Source organism: Streptomyces caelestis (genome assembly GCF_014205255.1).
Classification (GTDB): Bacteria; Actinomycetota; Actinomycetes; order Streptomycetales; family Streptomycetaceae; genus Streptomyces; species Streptomyces caelestis.
Genome location: NZ_JACHNE010000001.1, coordinates 2,492,789 through 2,509,783 on the forward strand (window position 1 = coordinate 2,492,789; position 16,995 = coordinate 2,509,783).

At 68.5% G+C, this 16,995-nt stretch carries 19 protein-coding genes; 1 reads left to right on the forward strand and 18 read right to left on the reverse strand.

Annotated elements, in window-relative coordinates; genetic code table 11:
- Positions 1–71 precede the first annotated feature (71 nt).
- The 13 genes from HDA41_RS11250 to HDA41_RS11305 form a co-directional block, all read right to left on the reverse strand.
- Entirely contained in the window at positions 72–1,484 is a 1,413-nt protein-coding gene (locus HDA41_RS11250) for a glycoside hydrolase family 30 protein (RefSeq protein WP_184983058.1), read from the reverse strand.
- 122 nt (positions 1,485–1,606) lie between these two features.
- On the reverse strand, positions 1,607–2,455 hold the full coding sequence (locus HDA41_RS11255) for a hypothetical protein (RefSeq protein WP_184983060.1): 849 nt from the start codon (positions 2,453–2,455) through the stop codon (positions 1,607–1,609).
- Positions 2,439–3,323 (reverse strand): aldo/keto reductase, encoded by an 885-nt coding sequence (locus tag HDA41_RS11260; protein ID WP_184983062.1) that lies wholly within the window; start codon positions 3,321–3,323, stop codon positions 2,439–2,441. The genes HDA41_RS11255 and HDA41_RS11260 overlap by 17 nt, the downstream gene beginning before the upstream one ends.
- Entirely contained in the window at positions 3,320–4,489 is a 1,170-nt protein-coding gene (locus HDA41_RS11265) for a cupin domain-containing protein (RefSeq protein WP_184983064.1), read from the reverse strand. Before HDA41_RS11265 ends, HDA41_RS11260 begins: the two co-directional genes overlap by 4 nt.
- A 15-nt stretch (positions 4,490–4,504) precedes the next feature.
- A complete protein-coding gene (locus HDA41_RS41155; RefSeq protein ID WP_260423324.1) occupies positions 4,505–4,639 on the reverse strand; it encodes a hypothetical protein in 135 nt (44 codons plus the stop codon).
- A gap of 188 nt (positions 4,640–4,827) precedes the next feature.
- On the reverse strand, positions 4,828–5,040 hold the full coding sequence (locus HDA41_RS11270; protein WP_184983066.1) for a hypothetical protein: 213 nt from the start codon (positions 5,038–5,040) through the stop codon (positions 4,828–4,830).
- Positions 5,034–5,441, reverse strand: coding sequence for an ATP-binding protein (locus tag HDA41_RS11275; protein WP_184993311.1), 408 nt, complete (start codon positions 5,439–5,441; stop codon positions 5,034–5,036). The genes HDA41_RS11270 and HDA41_RS11275 overlap by 7 nt, the downstream gene beginning before the upstream one ends.
- Before the next feature lie 174 nt (positions 5,442–5,615).
- Positions 5,616–6,464, reverse strand: a complete 849-nt coding sequence (locus HDA41_RS11280) for a helix-turn-helix domain-containing protein (RefSeq protein ID WP_184983068.1) — start codon at positions 6,462–6,464, stop codon at positions 5,616–5,618.
- Between the two features lie 14 nt (positions 6,465–6,478).
- Positions 6,479–7,012, reverse strand: a complete 534-nt coding sequence (locus HDA41_RS11285; RefSeq protein WP_184983070.1) for a DUF6879 family protein — start codon at positions 7,010–7,012, stop codon at positions 6,479–6,481.
- Entirely contained in the window at positions 6,981–7,247 is a 267-nt protein-coding gene (locus tag HDA41_RS11290) for a hypothetical protein (protein ID WP_184983072.1), read from the reverse strand. Before HDA41_RS11290 ends, HDA41_RS11285 begins: the two co-directional genes overlap by 32 nt.
- Positions 7,248–7,402: 155 nt before the next feature.
- Positions 7,403–8,266: a helix-turn-helix domain-containing protein gene (locus tag HDA41_RS11295; protein WP_184983074.1), complete on the reverse strand. Its 864-nt coding sequence runs from the start codon at positions 8,264–8,266 to the stop codon at positions 7,403–7,405.
- 262 nt (positions 8,267–8,528) lie between these two features.
- Positions 8,529–8,735, reverse strand: a complete 207-nt coding sequence (locus HDA41_RS11300) for a DUF397 domain-containing protein (protein WP_184983076.1) — start codon at positions 8,733–8,735, stop codon at positions 8,529–8,531.
- Entirely contained in the window at positions 8,711–9,505 is a 795-nt protein-coding gene (locus HDA41_RS11305; RefSeq protein WP_230299387.1) for a helix-turn-helix domain-containing protein, read from the reverse strand. The genes HDA41_RS11300 and HDA41_RS11305 overlap by 25 nt, the downstream gene beginning before the upstream one ends.
- A gap of 171 nt (positions 9,506–9,676) precedes the next feature.
- Here HDA41_RS11305 and HDA41_RS11310 point away from each other — a divergent pair, with 171 nt between their 5' ends.
- Positions 9,677–9,961, forward strand: a complete 285-nt coding sequence (locus HDA41_RS11310; RefSeq protein ID WP_184983080.1) for a hypothetical protein — start codon at positions 9,677–9,679, stop codon at positions 9,959–9,961.
- Between the two features lie 52 nt (positions 9,962–10,013).
- On the opposite strand, the gene HDA41_RS11315 is transcribed toward HDA41_RS11310, so the two are convergent.
- The 5 genes from HDA41_RS11315 to HDA41_RS11335 form a co-directional block, all read right to left on the reverse strand.
- Positions 10,014–11,387 carry an alpha-amylase gene (locus HDA41_RS11315; protein WP_184983082.1) on the reverse strand — a complete coding sequence of 458 codons (1,374 nt, stop codon included), beginning with the start codon at positions 11,385–11,387 and terminating at the stop codon, positions 10,014–10,016.
- A 130-nt stretch (positions 11,388–11,517) separates the two neighbouring features.
- Positions 11,518–13,185 (reverse strand): glycoside hydrolase family 13 protein, encoded by a 1,668-nt coding sequence (locus HDA41_RS11320; RefSeq protein WP_184983084.1) that lies wholly within the window; start codon positions 13,183–13,185, stop codon positions 11,518–11,520.
- 143 nt (positions 13,186–13,328) lie between these two features.
- Positions 13,329–14,237, reverse strand: a complete 909-nt coding sequence (locus HDA41_RS11325) for a sugar ABC transporter permease (protein WP_184983086.1) — start codon at positions 14,235–14,237, stop codon at positions 13,329–13,331.
- A 14-nt stretch (positions 14,238–14,251) separates the two neighbouring features.
- Positions 14,252–15,256, reverse strand: a complete 1,005-nt coding sequence (locus tag HDA41_RS11330; RefSeq protein WP_184983089.1) for a carbohydrate ABC transporter permease — start codon at positions 15,254–15,256, stop codon at positions 14,252–14,254.
- A gap of 118 nt (positions 15,257–15,374) precedes the next feature.
- On the reverse strand, positions 15,375–16,643 hold the full coding sequence (locus tag HDA41_RS11335; RefSeq protein WP_184983091.1) for an extracellular solute-binding protein: 1,269 nt from the start codon (positions 16,641–16,643) through the stop codon (positions 15,375–15,377).
- Positions 16,644–16,995 lie beyond the last annotated feature (352 nt).

The window sequence follows — 16,995 nt, forward strand, 5'->3', positions numbered from 1 at the left end:
GTGTTGGTAAGAAGTTTCAACAGGTGGCGTCGGTCTGTGCCGGCAGACCGAGCCGACGCGCGTCGTGCCCCCTAGCGCTTGATGGTGTAGGTGACGAGCGAGCGGGCCGGTACCGTGGCCTGCAGCGCGCCCCCGGTGACCGGCACGGCCGCCTGCCGGGCCATGCTCTGGGAGCCGTTGGTGACGTACGGGGTCGCCGTGCCGTTGCCGAACCCGATGTTCCGCAGGCTGAACGACACCGGGGTGGCGCCGGTGGCCGCGTTGAGTGCCACGACCGTCAGGGATCCGTCGGTGTTGCGGAACGCCGACAGCCTGAGGTCGCCGTCGGAAGCAGTGGCGCCGATGCGGGTGGCTCCGGGGCGGATGAAGCGGCTGTAGTTCGCCAGCGCCCACAGGCGCTTGGAGACGTGGTAGTTCTCCCCGTCCATCTGGATCAGGCCCCGGGTGGCACCGACCGAGGCGCCGTACCAGTAGATGTAGCCGCTGGTGTTGCCCTTGGTCAGGGCGTCGTGCACGGCGGAGGCGACGGTGAACCCGTCGTAGCCGCTGCCGTCGTCCCAGGCCTCGTTCCAGGTGGTGCCGTTGGGCGACCACTCCGACATCCAGGTCCGCTTCTGCGTCGGCAGCGGGCCGTCGACGGGACTGGCGTAGGTGTGGCCGGCGTGGGTGTCGACGTAGCCCCGGGCCGTGGCGTCGGCCTCGATCGCGCTGGTGTAGGTCTTCTGCTGGTTCCAGCCGAAGGAGTCGCAGCAGACGACCTTGTATCCGCCCGCCCTCGCCACCGGGCCGAAGACCTTGGCGAACTCGGCCGCCTGCGCCGGAGTGAGCCGCATGGAGTCGTACGTGGCCGTGTAGTCGGGCTCGTTGACGAACCCGAGGTCGGTGACGCGGATGCCCTCCTGGGCATAGAACTTGGCGTACTGCACGAGGTAGTTGGCGTACGCCTTGCGCCAGTCGCCGCTCGCGCAGGTGGCCCCGGCCAGACCGCACAGGGTGCCGCCGTTGGCATCCGTGCCGTTGGTCTTCATATAGCCGGGCGCGCTCCAGGCGTCGGCGTAGAACCGGGTCACACCGTACGCCTTGGCCTGCTGGGCGAGCCACACCTGGCCCTTGTCGTTGCGGTCCCAGACGTACTTCGGGGTCGCGTTCGGCCCGCCGGGGTCGGTGGGCTGGATGCCCGAGTCGATGCCGAGACGCAGGATGCTCAGCCCGACGCCGGTGTTCTTGCTGAACAGCAGGTCGAGGATCTCGCGTTGGCGTTCCGGGGGAAGGCCCTGCGAGCCGCGCATGATCTCGGCCCGGCCGAAGTGCTGGGAGATCCCGAAGCCGTCGATGGGCTGGTGCCGGGTGGAGCCGTTCACGGTGGCCGTTGCGGCCACCGTCGTGGGTGAGGCCCCCGCGGTGACCCCAGCGGTCGTCAGCAGCACCGCGAGGGAAGTGACCGTCCACGTTCTGAGTCTGCGCAGCGTGATCCGTCCCGTCATGGGAGCGCTCCCGTGGTATGCGGTCGCCCCCCGGGGATTCCGAGGGGCGATTGTTCGAGATGCTGAACAGCGTTCAGGGAGTTGCCACTGTGGTGGGAACGTAGGGCAGCGTTCCGGAAGCGTCAATCCCTCACGCATCGCTTCGGGGCGCATGTTGCGTCCAGGTACTCCTTCACCAGACCTGCCAGCTCCTTGTAGAACGGCGTGCGGTCGGCGGCCTGGAGAACCTGGGCACAGATGGTCAGTTCGGCCACGCGTGCGGCCGGGGTGCCGAGGATGTGGTCGAAGGTCCGACGGACGCGGGCGGCCGTGGCAGGGGTGTGGAGAGAGTAAAGGTAGAGCTGGGCGGCGTCGAAGCCGACCGGGGCTCGACCCCAGCCTTCCCAGTCGAGGATGGTGAGGTCGGGGCCGCCGAGGTTTGACCAGTGGAAATCGCCGTGGGCGGTGGACCATTCGATCTCTCCGACGTCACAGCCTGTGTATTCGGGGACGGCTCGGCGGATGTACTCCTCGCGTACGGCGATGCGTTCGGTGAGGGCTTCGGCAAGGGAGTCGAGCGCGGTCCGCAACTGCGCCCACCATGCGTCGGGGAGGGCCGGATCATGTTCGAGGACCGGTGAGCGGGAGATGACGGTGGCGTCCGTGTGTTGGTACAGCTCCGCCCGGTACGCCCAGCCTGCGGCCTGCCAGTCGTGGAGGTGGTGGAGGACGGGACGGGGGATCTCGGGAGGAAGTAGCTGCTGGGCGGTCTTCGGGCCGTCCCAGAGTTTCCCGTGCGCCTTGTCGGGGCGCTCGGCGACGACGCGGAGCCAGCCAGTGCCCTGCGCGCTGGTTGCAGCGCCGGAGAGGGTCCGGCCGGCGTAGCCCCAGACGGGTTTCTCGGCGAGGTCGGTCAGGGTGAGGGTTGTGCACGCGTAAGCCCTGGCGGTACGCATGCGCTGGGCGGTGGCGTCGTCAGGCGCCGAGAACATCGACCACCTCGTGCAGGGTCTTGGCCGGGAGCGGAGGTAGCGCGAGGACGCGCTGGGCAGCCTGCCAGTGTTGCGCACGTCCGGCCCCCAGGATGACGTGGTTCACCCCTGGGGTGGACACGGTGACAAGCAGCGCTGCGTCGGCCGGGGTAGTGCCTGGGTCGATGAGTTGGGCGAGTTCGTCGGTGACCATGGCGGGGAGTTCCCCGCCATGCAGAGGCGCGGAGATGAACGTGTTCAGGCCGGCTGCGGTCGCCTCGGCTAGAGGGCCGGTGCCGTCCAGGGCCTGCGCGACCGGTTTGAGCATGACCAGCGAGACGGGGAGCTGGACGGCGGCCAGATGGTGGCCGGGGCCTCCGCAACGGGTGGCGATGTCGAGCAGGTCGGCGACGCTGAACGCGCCCTCGAAGCCGGTCCAGGTGGCGACGCCGTAGCTTCCGATCCGTCCCGCGCGGGCCTCGACTTCGAGAGCGGTGAAGGCGCCGGCGATGGCGTCGTGCGGGCGGGCGGCTCGTTCGGGGTTGTGTACGAAGACGAGGTCCGGCGTACGGCCCAGCTCTGTGGCGTTGCGGCGACTCTGCCAGGCGACGTAGCGGTGGGTGAGGCAGTGACCTGAGGCCGCTTCGGCTGGTGTGAGGACTCCGGCGTCCCTGGCGGCTGTCGCGATGTCGGGGGTGAAGAAGCCGGCCTTCGTCGACACTCGCAGGTCCAGGTTCCCGGCGAGCACGGACTGGAGCTGAGGCTGGGCGCGGCCGTGGTGGTAGTTGGGGGCGGTGTCGATCCAGGTGGCCCCGCAGGCGATCGCGTGGACGGTCGCCTGCGGGATGTTCCGGCACCGGTACGTTCCCAGTGCCAGGTCGGGGCTCATGGCTCGTTCACCGCCGCGACGTCTGCATTGATCAGTTCTGTGATGAGCCCTGCGACCTGTCCGACGGTGAGACCGCTCGTTTCCGCGAGGTGCCCCAGCGACACCAAGGAGCCGTCAAGGAGCGGGGACAGCACAGCGCGTACGGGCGGCGCGAATGTCCACTCTTCGCCGCCGGCTAGGAGCACGACCTGACCCTGATCGTTGTCGGCGAGCTGGGCTCGGGCAGTGGTGAGCCGGACATGCAGGTCGTCGCGGGCCGGTACAACGTCGAGGAACGGCAGTGACGGCATCGGGCGGCCTGGTTCGATGCCGTCTCGCGCCGTGAGGAAGTCTCCGATCGCTCCGTCGTGGAGAGCGTCCGTGACTTCATTGCGGAGGAGTTCGAGGTAGGTGGCCTGTTCCTGCGGCGGGGCGAAGACGGGCAGGTGCGCACGCACGGTTTCCGACGTCCGCAGCCGGTCCGAGAGCCAGCCCAGCAGATCCGCGCCGGTCGTGGTCTGGAGCCCGCACGTCAGGTGCAGGGAGTGGCCCTCGGTGGCCGCAACCGCGTGCCACCAGCCCCGGGGCAGGTACAGCATGTCGCCTGCGCGCAGGACGATTTCTTCGACGGGCCCGTCTGCCGGAGGCTCCGGGGCTTCGGTGTCGCGGTGAAGCGGGTTGATCCGGGTCGGCCCGTACAGACGCCACCGTTTGGCCCCTTCGACTTGGACAACGATGACGTCGTGATCGTCCCAGTGGGTGCCGAAACCCTCCATCACGGTCCAGGAGGCATACACATTGATCTGGACACGGCCCCGGAAAACCCCTTCGAGGGCCTGCGCCAAGCGCTCGGCAGGCTGGTGGAGCTCATCCACAGCATCCAGGACCAACGAGGCACCGTCGTGGAGTTGGCCGTGCAGCCGCGAAGGCTGGATGCGCTGCCACACCACGTTCCTGCGGGTGGGGGCCGCGGCGGCGTAGCGCTGCCACGGGACGAGTTCCCCGTCGCGGTGAAGGCGGAGGCGAGGCGGTTCAAGGCGTCCCCGGCCGATGACGGTGTTGAGGTCATCCCACGTCAGGACGGATGAGAAGTCGGCGACGCTGCGCCAGATGCGGTAAGTGCGGCCGAAGGCCCCGGTGAGGAAGTCCCCACCGAGGCGTTCGACCACCTTCGAGAAGGCGGTCACTTCTGTCGGCTCCGCTCAGTCGTTGGTGTCGGAGACACCGGTCGAGCCACCGTCGGACGGCTGCTCGGCACGGGAGCGGGCGGCTGCGATGGACTTCCGGGAGACGATCAGCCCGTCCTCGGTGGGCTGCATGACGACGTTCTCGGGCATGGTGCATTCCTGTTCTCTCGGCTTCCTCCCGTCCAGCCAGAGCGAGAGGTCTTGAGCGCAGATCCGCTGTGTCGGTTCTCGACAGCGGATCTGGAGCGGCGCCGGCCCACCACGGGGTGGAGACACGAGCGGGCGCCGTACCGCCCGGGGCTGTCCTTCGGTACATCGGGCGGGGTCTCTTGTGGGTGCTACAGGGAGGCCCGCAGGTCCTCCAGGACGCGGATATCCGCCAGCGCCAGGTCGGTTTCCGTGCGGAGCCGTACCAGGTCAGCGGGTGTCAGGCGTAGCGTGCGGACGGTGATCGTGCCCTCGGTGCTGCGGGGTACGGCCAGCTCCACGCACCGCTCGGGATCGGCGACGTCCGCCAGTTCGTCTTCCGGCAGCAGCCGCAAGGTCAGCACGCCGGGACCACCAGCTCCGCCCAGATGGTCTTGCCCCAGCGCATTTCGTCGTAGCCCCAGCGGTGTGACAGCGCATCGACCAATACCAGGCCGCGCCCCGTCTCATCGCCGCCGGTGACCCGATCCATTTTCGGCAGGGCGTGGGATTTGTCGGTGACGCCGATGCGTACGAGATCGTTCGTGACGCGCCGGATGGATACCCGGACCAGACGGCACGAGGTGTGGCGGATCGCGTTGCTCACCAGCTCGGAGACGATCAGCGTGCCCGCATCGGCCAACTCGCCTATGCCCCAGGTGTTCAGCGCGGCCGAGACGAGCCGCCGGGCACGACGGGCCGTCTCGGGCTCGCAGGGAAGGGTTTCGGTGTAGCCGGGCGGTCCGACTGCAGTGGGTCTGGTCATGACGCTCACAGGGTCGTCTCCTCGGGGCTGGGATGTCCCGCCCGCAACGGGGGAATACGGGCGGGACTCTCCCCCACTGCCGCCGAGCGGGAGCCTGGACCTGCCCGGCGACGCCAACGACCGTACGAAGAGCCGGAGTTTCGCCTCAACGAAATTGCGGAGAATTGCGCAACCTCATCCGAGGGAGCCGATCGCCGCGTTGATCAATGCACGGGCGGCGTTGCCGTGGACGGCCATCTTGGTCAGCTCTCCGAACGCCTTGCGGTAGTCGGCGAGTTCACGCGGCTGTACCACGTTGACCTCGGCGGTGAGGGTTTCCACGACGCTGCGTGTGCCGTCATGGAGGTAGAACGCCTCCAGCGGCCACATGGTCCTTTGCGCGGTGAAGGGGATGATGCCCAGGGAGACGGAAGGAAGTGGCATCACGGTGAGCAGATGCCTCAGTTGCCCGGCCATGGTCTCGGCGTCGCCGACGCGGTAGCGCAGGACGCACTCCTCCATGAGCACGATGAACCGGTGTCCGCCTTCGTACAGGAACCGACTCCGGGCGACGCGGGCGGCGACTGCCTCGGAGACGTCGTTGGGGGTCCCCTGGAAGTCGGTGATGGCCTCCATCAGGGCCGTGGCGTAGGCGGGCGTCTGGAAGAAGCCGGGTACGACGTTGGAGACGTACGCGCGGGTGACGCCGGTCTGCGCGTAGAGGTCGTAGAAGTCCTCCTGGGTCTTGCGCATGCCCATCCGATGGCTCCTGCGCCACTCCACGTACATCGAGTCGACGGCGCGGGCCGTGGCGATCAGGTCTTCGGCCTGGTCGGCGGCGTCACAGGCAGTGCACCAGGCGCGGATGTCCACGTCGGTGGGCTGTACCTCACCCTTTTGGATGCGGGTGGTTTTCGCAGGGTGCCAGCCGCACCGGGCGGAGAGTTGCTTCCCGGTGAGGCCGGCGTCCTTGCGAAGGTGCGTCAGGCGTACGGCGAGCGCTTCACGGGCTGCCTGAGCGCTGGACGAAGGGGAGGCGGGCATAGGGTGGGCGGGGGTCAGACGGTGTACTTCTCGTGGTCGACGGCACGCTCCCACACGGCCTCGAACGCGTCGGAGCACAGCTTGACCACGGCGGGATCCTCGCTGAACTCCTTGGGCGGATCCGCCCAGTCACCGTCCCCGGTGAAGATGTTGAACTGCACCAGACGATCGTCGAACAGCCAGAAGTCGGCTCCGGGCAATGCGATGTCCACCGCCCGCCGACGAGGCAGCCAGCGCACCAGCTCACCCGCCTCGATATTCAGCGGGGTGGCGGCGTGCTCCCACCGGATGTAGTCCGTCACGGGTTCCGAGACGATCCGGGCCCGGCGCATCACCACGCCACGGCCAACGGCCTCCCGCACCATGCCCAGCCACCCGGGCCACCACCGCGCCGTCGGATCGAGATCGACATGGCCGGTCCGCTTGAACTGCTCGAACTCCTCGGCCTCGTCACCGACGCCGTACGCGTCGCGCATCTCCAGATGCACCGCGCTGCGGCGCGTACCGGCCAGCAGCTCAGCGAAGCTCGGCACGCCGCTCTGCGACATCGCACGCCTCCCTCAGAATCGGCACCATGCGGGCAGGGATGCGGATCACCGTCTCATGGGCGGGGATTCCCACCGCATGACCGGCAACCCACTCCGTACCGCCGACCAGTGCCTCCAGCGCTTCCTCGGCCTTGATGCCCTGGAGGACCAGGTCAGCCGTCTCCTCTTCCACCCACACCGTCGGCGACCCCTCGCCCCCGGTGTTCGGATCGATCCCGATGAACTGTAGGTCCACGATGCCCTCCCGGATCAAGTCCGTTGCGCGTTCTTGCGTGCGACGCTTCCGAAGGGTGCGACGATCGTCAAGGGCGCGTGGCAGGTCAGAACGACGTTGGCTTGAACCCGCCGACTCTCAACCGCAGAGGCCGCAGGGAGCTCGCACCTTGAGTGCTATGCCGCCGCGCCGACCGCCGGGCGGCAGTCACGGCACCGCGCGGTGGGGTCGTGGGAGCGGAAGGCCCGTTCGCAGCCGTCGCAGGTCTGAAGGGGGACGACCGCGGTGGCGGCGGGCACGGCGGTGGGCCGGTCCGGGGGCAGTGGGGGCGGGAGGAGGACGGTGAGCCGGTGTTCGAGGAAGCGGGCCGGGTGGTGGATCGGCTCGGAGGCCGGAGGAAGGCTCGCGGTGAGCGTGCGGGTGATCTGAGCCGGTGTGGCCGAGCGGGCCAGCCAGGTGTCGACGGCCGGGGCGAGACGGCGAACGTCGTGGGCGGAGAGCAGCAGGCGGGGGTCGGCCAGGCGCAGGCGGGCGAGGAGGTCGGCGGCGGGGCCCTGGGTGGGCGGGGGCGGTGACGGCTTGTCCTGCGGTTGCGCCTTCGGGAGCTCGGCGGCGCCCGCGTCGTCGGCCGGTGGGACGGCAGCCGGAACCGTGCTCTGCGTTTCGCGGGCGTCGCAGCCCGGCCGGTCGTAGAAGACCGTGCGCGTGGCCACCCGGCCTCCGCCGAGGGAGACACGGCGGCGCTCCAGGTATCCGGCGGCTTCGAGTTCGTTGAGCGCCCTGGCGATGGTCGTCTCGCCCTCGCGGAATCGGAGGGCCAGTGCCTTGACGGTGACGGAGACGCCGTCGGGGAGCGACTGGATGTACACGCCGAGCCCGATCGCGACCGCGGAGAGGGCCGGGTGCTGGGCGAGGTGGTTGCCAACGACCGTGAAGCGGTCGGTGTGGCGGTGCCGGATGTGGATGACACCCGAACGTGGGGCTCCCGGCGGGAGCGGAGGGTGCGCGGGCACGGCCGCGTTAGACTGCGGATCAGCCATGGGAAGGGTCTAGCTTCCTGTTTGGTGAGGCCCTCGGTGTGGATGCCAGTCCCGCCGGGGGCCGTCTTCGTTTGCGGTTGTCGTGGCCGACCGTACCTCACCGTCACGACTTTCGGACACCGAGTCACCGGATCGGGTGGCGCCGGGAGTTGGGGACGCGGGTGGGGGCGGGTTTGGTCGGTTTCTCTCCCGTTGCTTTGAAAAGCGGCGCGCATCACCGGGGCGCGGGAAGTCGGGTCCCGGTGGTGAGCTGCGACGGCTGTCAGCCGGTTCTGCGTATACCTCCGATGAACGCCGCCCAGGCGGCGGGAGAGAGGAGCAGAGCCGGGCCTGTGGGGTTCTTGCTATCGCGGACGGGGACGATGCCGGGGATGTCGTCGGCGAACTCCAGGCAGTCGCCGCCACCGCCATCGCTGTACGTGCTCTTGCGCCAAGCGGCGGAGTTCAGGTCAGGTCGGGTGCTGCGCATGTCTCGTACTCCTCCATGGCCCGCCGGATCAAGGCCGCTGACGCCTCAGGCGGCAGGGCTCGGGCGTGGACAAGATCGTAACGATAGGAGTGCCGGGCCACCATGACCCTGTCTTCCACCAACTCGCCCGAGTGTCCAGCCTCCAGGTAGGCCACGTCCGGGGCGTTCTCGAACGACAGGAGGGTGAGCGAGCCGCCCATGGCCGAGTGTGCTCCGGCAGCGAAGGGCAGCACCTGAACCTCGACGTGCGGTGCCGTCGCGGCTTCCAGCACGTAGGCCAGCTGCTCCCGCATGACCGTCGGACCTCCTACGGGTCGCCGGATCACTGACTCGTCGAGCACGACCCAGAGCAGCGGCGGTTGCGGCTTCCGGAGCAGGCTTTGCCGACTGAGCCGGGCCGCCACGTTTTCCTCAATCTCCTCCACGGTGCACCAGGGTTGGCCCTGCCGCAGCACCTCACGCGCGTATGCCTCGGTCTGCAGCAGGCCCGGCACGCTGTGCGCCATGTACTTGTGCATGGCGATCGCCTTGGCCTCGTACTCCACGAACTTCCGCGCCCAGTCCGGGATCGGCGTCCGCTTGATGTGGCCCCACAGGTCGATGAGGTCGCCGTCCGCGCCGAGAATCGTGTCGAGTTTGGCGTTGACGTCTTCGGGCGGGGTCTCCTTGCCCAGTTCGAACTGGGCGATGCGGCTGTGCGCGATGGGGATCTTGTCGCCGAGCTGGCGCTGGGTGAAGCCGGCGCGGATTCGGAGCTTGCGCAGCTTCACGCCGTAGAGGGCGGGGAGCGAGATGGACGGGTCGAGTTCCTTCGGCGCCGGCATGGTTGACCCCCGTTTTCGTTCCAGCGCTCCGAAAACCGTTACCCCTGGTGATCGTAGCTGTACGCACCGATGCTCATGGGTGGAAGTCGTGATCAGCACAAGAGAGGTGCGGCAGACATGGCAACGGCGGAACACTGGACGGGCGGAGCGCGGAACGCACAGATCCGGGACGCGAAGGCGGCGAGGGACGAGCTGGGCGCGGCACTCGCCGAAGTGGGCGTCCTGCTGCCGTCCCTGGGACTGGACACCGTCTCCCTCGCCAGTGACTACCTGCCGCCCCTTGTGGATCTCGGACGCTGCAACCCCGGCACGGCCCGCAAGTTGGCGGCGGCTCTGCGGGAGAACGAGTTGCTCGCCAGGGTCCGGGAGGCGAACCGGCAGAGCGTCAACCGTCTTCGGTAGCCCGCCCGGCACGGCGTGAACACGCGTGCCGGGCAGCGCGTCACGAGGCGGCTCAGCAGTTCGACTTCCCGGCGTGGATCGCCAGGGCCGTGTTCGAGCCCAGGGTGGCCGTGAGCTGCCCGCTGGAGTTCACCGTCACGGTCGTGTTGTTCTGTACGTTGCAGTACGTCCCGGCGGGCAGCGACGTGTGGTACGTACGGCTCAGCGAGCCCGACTCGTGATTGATGGCCACGAAGCCCTTGCTGCCGCGCCCGAACGCGATCGCGTCGCCCCCGTTGTCCCACCAGTTGGTGACGGCCTCACCGCGCGTGGCGTTGCGGAAGGCGACCATGGACTTGATCTCGGGCCAGTTGTGCTGGCACTTCCAGCCGTCCTGCCAACAGGCGTTGACTTGACCGCCGTTGGGCGGACCCGCGTCGTGGTCGCTGAACTCGTAGCCGGAGTTGAGGTCGGGGGCGCCGTAGGGCCAGGCCAGCATGAAGACGTTGGCCAGCGTGTAGTTGGCGCCGTCCTTGTAGTTCAGCGTGCTGCCGTTGCGCTCGGTGTCGTGGTTGTCGACGAAGACACCGGAGACGCCACTGTTCATGTAGCCCCAGCCCTCGCCGTAGTTCCTCAGATAGGCGAGGTTCTCGTTGTTGAAGACGCGCTTGAGGTCATAGGCGTAGCGGAACTCCTGGACGTCACCGTTACCCGTGTACTCGGTGGGCTGGACGGCCTCGCCGCTGCCGTAAATGACCTCCTGCTTCCAGTACACGGAGGGGTTCGTGAGCCGGGACTTGATGTTGGCCAGGTCGGCGGCGTCCATGTGCTTCGCCGCGTCGATGCGGAAGCCGTCGACGCCGAGGGAGAGCAAATCGTTCACGTACTTGGCGATTGCACCACGGACGTAGTCCTCGCCCGTGTCCAGGTCGGCGAGACCCACCAGTTCGCAACGCTGGACGTCCCAGCGGTCCCGGTAGTCGCCGATCCGGGAGGTGCAGTCGTCGAAGTCGGGCGAGGAGTACAGCCCTGGATAGTCGTACTTCGTGTACGACGAGCCGCCGGTGCCGGTGCCGTTGCCCGCCGACATGTGGTTGACCACCGTGTCGACGACGACCTTCACACCGGCCGCGTGGCAGGCGTTCACCATGTTCCGGAAGGCCGCGCGGTCACCGAGCCGGCCGGCGATCTTGTAGCTGACCGGCTGGTACGAGGTCCACCACTGCGGGCCCTGTATGTGCTCGGCGGGCGGGGAGACCTGGACGTATCCGTATCCGGCGGGCCCGAGGGTGTTGCCGCACTCGCGGGCGACGGAGGCGTACTTCCACTCGAAGAGGACGGCAGTGACGTCCTTGGTGCCAGGTGGGGAGGCCTGCACACTGGTCGGGTTCATGACAACCGCAGTCGCGGCGAGCGCGACGGCGGCGGCCAGGTGTCTGCGTGCCATGTGGGGTTTCCTTCTTCGTTGAAGGTTCTTGCTGCAAGGTTCGGAAACCTTGCAGTGACGCAGATGGTAAAGGCCCGCCGCCCGAAAGGGCAGCGGGCCGTGCGAAATTCAACGGAGAATCAGGGAGCGGTCAGGCCGTGGTCCACCACACCGTGGTGTCGGCCGGCACCTTCGCCTCGTCGTCGACCTGGACGATCTCCCCGCTGGCGATCAGCACCCGGCCGTAGGCCGGCATCGCCACCGACTCGCCGGTGGTGTTCGCGACGCACACGAACTCCCCGCGCCGGAACGCCAGCACACCCTCGGGCGCCCGCAGCCACTCCACGGAGGAGCCGGCGCCGAGGTCGGGCCGCTCGCGGCGCACGGCGAGCGCGGCCCGGTACAGCTCCAGGGTCGAGCCGGACTCGCCGGTCTGCGCCTCGACGCTCAGCTCGCCCCAGCCCTCCGGCTGCGGCAGCCAGCTGCCCCCGTCACCGAAGCCGTACGACGACCCGGTCCTGGTCCACGGGATCGGCACCCGGCACCCGTCGCGGAAGCCGTCCTGGCCCGCGCCCCGGAAGTACGCCGGGTCCTGGCGCACCTCGTCGGACAGGTCGACGACGTCCGGAAGGCCCAGCTCCTCGCCCTGGTAGATGTAGGCCGAGCCGGGCAGCGCGAGCATCAGCAGGGTCGCGGCCCGGGCCCTGCGCAGGCCCAGTCCCCGGTCGCCGGCCAGGCGGATCTGGGTGCCGAGGCCTGGCGGGTTGGCGAAGCGGGTGGCGTGCCGGGTCACGTCGTGGTTGGACAGGACCCAGGTGGCGGGGGCGCCGACCGGGCGCATGGCCTCCAGGGTGCGGTCGATGACCTCGCGCATCTCCGCGGCGTCCCAGTGGGTGCTGAGGTACTGGAAGTTGAAGGCCTGGTGCAGCTCGTCCGGACGGACGTAGTGGGCGGTGCGCTCGATGGTGGGCGTCCACGCCTCGGCGACGAAGATGCGCTCCCCCGAATACTCGTCGAGGATCAGCCGCCACTGCCGGTAGATCTCGTGCACTCCGTCCTGGTCGAAGAACGGCATGACGTCGTTGCCCAGCAGCTTCACCTGGTCATGGGATCCAAGGTCGGGCAGCCCCTCCGCCTTCACCAGACCGTGGGCGACATCGATCCGGAAGCCGTCGACGCCCATGTCCAGCCAGAAGCGCAGGATGGAGCGGAACTCGTCGCCGACCGCCGGGTGCTCCCAGTTGAAGTCGGGCTGCTCGGGGGCGAACAGGTGCAGGTACCACTCACCGTCCGGGACCCGTGTCCACGCGGGTCCGCCGAAGATCGACTCCCAGTCGTTGGGCGGCAGTTCGCCGTTCTTCCCCTTGCCTGGGCGGAAGTGGTAGCGGTCCCGCAGGGGGGAGCCCGGGCCCTCCGCGACGGCCCGCTTGAACCACTCGTGCTGGTCGGAGGAATGGTTGGGCACGAGGTCGACGATGATCCTGAGGCCCAGCTCGTGGGCGTCGCGGATCAGCGCGTCGGCGTCCAGGAGGTTGCCGAACATCGGGTCGACGGCCCGGTAGTCCGCGACGTCGTAGCCGGCGTCGGCCTGCGGCGAGGCGTAGAAGGGGCTGAGCCACACGGCGTCCACGCCGAGATCGCGCAGGTACGGCAGGCGGGTGCGGACACCTTCCAGGTCGCCCATGCCGTCGCCGTTGCTGTCGGCGAAACTGCGCGGGTACACCTGGTAGATCACCGCGTCCCGCCACCAGTCGCGACGCTTGGCGACGGCCACTGCGGACGTGGGGGTGGGGGCGGGTGCAGCTGAGTGCTGGCTCATGTCGTCCTTGATGCGTAACAGAGAAGTGGTCATGTGAGGCGTGGGGTGGGTGACGAGGCGGCCGCGGCACAGCGGGGTCGGATGGGCACCGCGGCCGCCTCGGGCTTGTGACGTGGTTCGGCAGCGCCCCGAGGGGCACCGGGTCACCCCTTCGTGCCACCGGCGGTCAGCCCGGTCACCAGGTTCTTCTGCACGAGGTAGAAGAAGATGGCGGCCGGTATGGCGATCAGCACAGCCGTCGCGGCCATCAGGTTCCGCTGCGCGTCGTGCTCGCTCACGAACGTCTGCAGACCGACGGCGAAGGTGTACTTGTCGTCGCTGAGCATGAACGTGGAGGCGAACGCGACCTCCCCGAAGGCGGTGAGGAAGCTGTAGAACGCCGCGACCGCGAGTCCCGGCTTGGCGAGCGGCAGGATCAGCCGCGCGAACGTGCCGAAGGGGGTCAGCCCGTCGACGCGCCCGGCCTCGTCGATCTCGAACGGGATGGTGTCGAAATAGCCTTTCATCAGCCAGGCGCAGTACGGCACGATCGTGGTGCAGTTGACAAGGATGAGTCCAAGGTAGCTGTCGATGAGCCGCAGATCCGAGAGGATCTGGTACATCGGCACGATCAGTACCGCGATCGGGAACATCTGGGTGACCAGCAGCACCCACATCAGCTTCCGGTAGCCGGGGAACCGCATGCGGGAGACCGCGTAGCCGGTGGACGCGGCGACGACGACGCCGATGAGCGTCGTGCCCAGCACCACGACCAGCGTGCTCGTGAGCCAGTCGAAGAAGCTCGTGTCCTTGAGGACGAACGCGTAGTTGTCGAACGTCATCTTGCCCCAGATGCGCCCGGGGTGGAGGTAGTCGTCCTGGTCCGGGCCGAGGGACAGGAAGAGCAGCCAGGCGATCGGGAAGAGCGCGGCCAGGCTCGCGCCGATCAGGATGGCGTGCGAGACGAGGGAGGTCGCGCGGCTGTGCTCGCCGCGGCGGCGGGTCCTGCGGGGTGCTGCGGCGGGGCGCCGCCCGGTGTCCGCGGTGGAGGTCTCGACGGTGGTCGTACTCATTTCGGACTCCTGCCTCAGATCGCGAGCTGCTGCTCGTTGCGGTTCAGCCAGCGGCGGTAGAAGGAGGTGAAGACGATCAGGATGGACAGGAGCAGGATTCCGTAGGCGGCGGACTGGGCGTAGTCGCGCGGCTGCTGTCCGAAGCCCAGGTGGTAGGCCCAGGTCACGAGGATCTGGGCGTCCGGGGCGGTGTTGCCGAACAGCAGGAAGATGATGGCGAACTGGTTGAAGGTCCAGATCACGCCGAGGAGGACGACCGTGGTGCTGACGGACCTCAGACCGGGCAGGGTGACGTACCGGAACCGCTGCCAGGCGTTGGCGCCGTCCATCTCGGACGCCTCGTAGAGGCTCGCGTCGATCGACTGGAGTCCGCCGAGCAGCGAGACCATCATGAACGGCACCCCGCACCAGGTGTTGACCATGATCGCGGAGAACCGCTGCCAGAAGGTGTCCTCCAGCCACGAGGGCGTCGGCAGGTGCAGGAAGTCCAGGCCGGAGTTGATGATGCCGCCGTCGGCGAGCATGAACCGCCAGCCGAACACGGTGACGAAGGTCGGCACGGCCCAGGGCAGCACCAGGATCATCCGGTAGAGGGTGCGCCCGCGCAGCTTCTGGTTGAGCAGCAGGGCGAGCCCGAGGCCGATGCCGTAGTGCAGGGTGACGCAGGCCGCCGTCCAGAAGACCGTCCACAGGAAGTGCGACCAGAAGCGGTCGTAGGCCGTCGGGCCCCACAGGATGTCGGCGTAGTTGTCCAGGCCGATGAACTTGTAGGTGGCGTCGATCTCGTTGACGCCGATCGTGCGGGCGGTGTTCAGGCTGGTGGCGTCGGTGAACGTGAGGTACAGGCCGTACGCCAGCGGGTACAGCACGAGGACGCCGAGGACGATCGCCACCGGGGCGGTCATCGCGTAGGCGTACCAGTGCTTGTGGAAGCCGTTCTTCAGCCGCCGGCCCGGCCCGGGGCGCGGTTCCCGCTCACCGCGCCGCTTGCCGGTCGCTCGGTCGATGACGACGGTCATGGTTCGACACCTTCTGGAAGTTCACGGAGGTCAAGGGGAGCTGCCCGGGCGCAGGCGTGGACCGGTGGCCGCCGGACCCCCTCCCCCATGACCGGGGGATCCGGCGGTCACGCGGCGGTCACTTGGAGAAGTCCGGCACCAGCTTGGCGATGGCGGTCTCGGCGTCGCCGAGGCCCTTGTCCAGGGACTCCTTGCCGCCCGCGATCTCGATCAGCTCGTCGTCGAGCGGGCCCCACAGCGAGCTGTACTCGGGCAGTGCCGGGCGCGGCTGGGCGGAGGACAGCACGCCCTGGTAGCCGGCGATGCCGGGGTCGGCCTTGATCTCGGCGGTGTAGGCGTCCTCGCGCGTGGGGAGCGTGGAGTTCTTCAGCGCGATGGTCTCCTGGGCCTTCGCCGACGTCATGAAGTTGACGAACTTCAGCGAGGCCTTCTGGTGGGCCGCGTCGGAGCCGGCGTAGACGGAGAGGTTGTGGCCGCCGGTCGGGGCGCCCGCCTTGCCGGTGGAGCCGGCCGGGACGGTGGCGATGCCGAGGTTGTTCTTGTCCTTGAAGGCAGAGCCCTTGTAGAAGTTCGTGATCTCCCAGGGGCCCTGGATGATCGAGGCGACCTTGCCGCTGACGAACGCCTCCTGGATGTGGGCGTAGGCGTCCGCGGTGGTGTCCGCCTTGTGCAGGCCCTTGCCGCTGAAGAGGCTCTGCCAGGTGCCGTAGGCCTTCTTGGCGGCGGGCGAGGTGACGGTGATCTTCTTGGCGTCGACGTCGACGGTGTCGGTGCCCTCGCCGTAGAGGAAGGTCTGGGCGTAGTAGCCCTGGGTGGAGCCCCAGTAGCCGTCGGCGCCGGTCTTGTCCTTGATCGTGGCGGCGGCCTTCTTCAGGTCGTCCCAGGTCTTGGGGGCTTCGACGCCGGCCTTCTCGAACAGTTCCTTGTTGTAGACGAGGGCGAGGGTGTCCGTGGTGAACGGGACGCCGTAGGTCTTGCCGTCGTACTTGGCCTGCTCGATCAGGCTGGGCTGGAACTTGTCCTGCTCGGCGAGGGCCTCGGTGCCGTCCAGCGGGAGGAAGAAGCCCTTCTTGGCGAAGGCCGGGGTCCAGCCGACCTCGGAGCGCAGCACGTCGGGGGCGCCCTTGGAGCCGGCGGCGGTGTCGAACTTGTTCTGCGCCTGGTCGAAGGGGACGTTGACGTAGTTGACCTTGATGTCCTTGTTGGCGGCCTCGAACTCCTTGACCAGGGCCTGGTACGCCGGCGCCTCGTTGGTGGCGTTGGAGGTGTCCCACCAGGTGATGGTGACCGGGCCGTCGGCCTCGTCGCCGCTGTCGCTCCCGCCGCACGCCGTCGCCGCCAGGGCGAGGGACGCCACCAGCGCGGTGGCCGCTATGCCACGCCGCATGAGTTCTCCTTGAGGGTGAAAGCCCGTTTCGTGCTGCCGACTGCGCCGTTGGCCGCCGGGCGTCGGTGAGATTAGCCGCGCTGGAAGGAGTTGCGAAAGACCTTGCAGCAAAATGATGCAAGAGGTGCGGATGGTTATCCCGCCGTGACCTCCCCCGACCCTGGTGGAACGGGGATGACCGGCTGATCGGCGGGGAGTCGGACAGTTGTGCAAGACTCTGCAAGCACTTGCCATCCGTTGCCGCCGGGGGAATCATCCGTTGCGGATCGGCGCCGACCACGACTTCGAGGGACCGCGATGACCAAGCCACCCGCAGCGGGCCGTCCGCCGGCCCGCACCAGGCGTCCCGTCG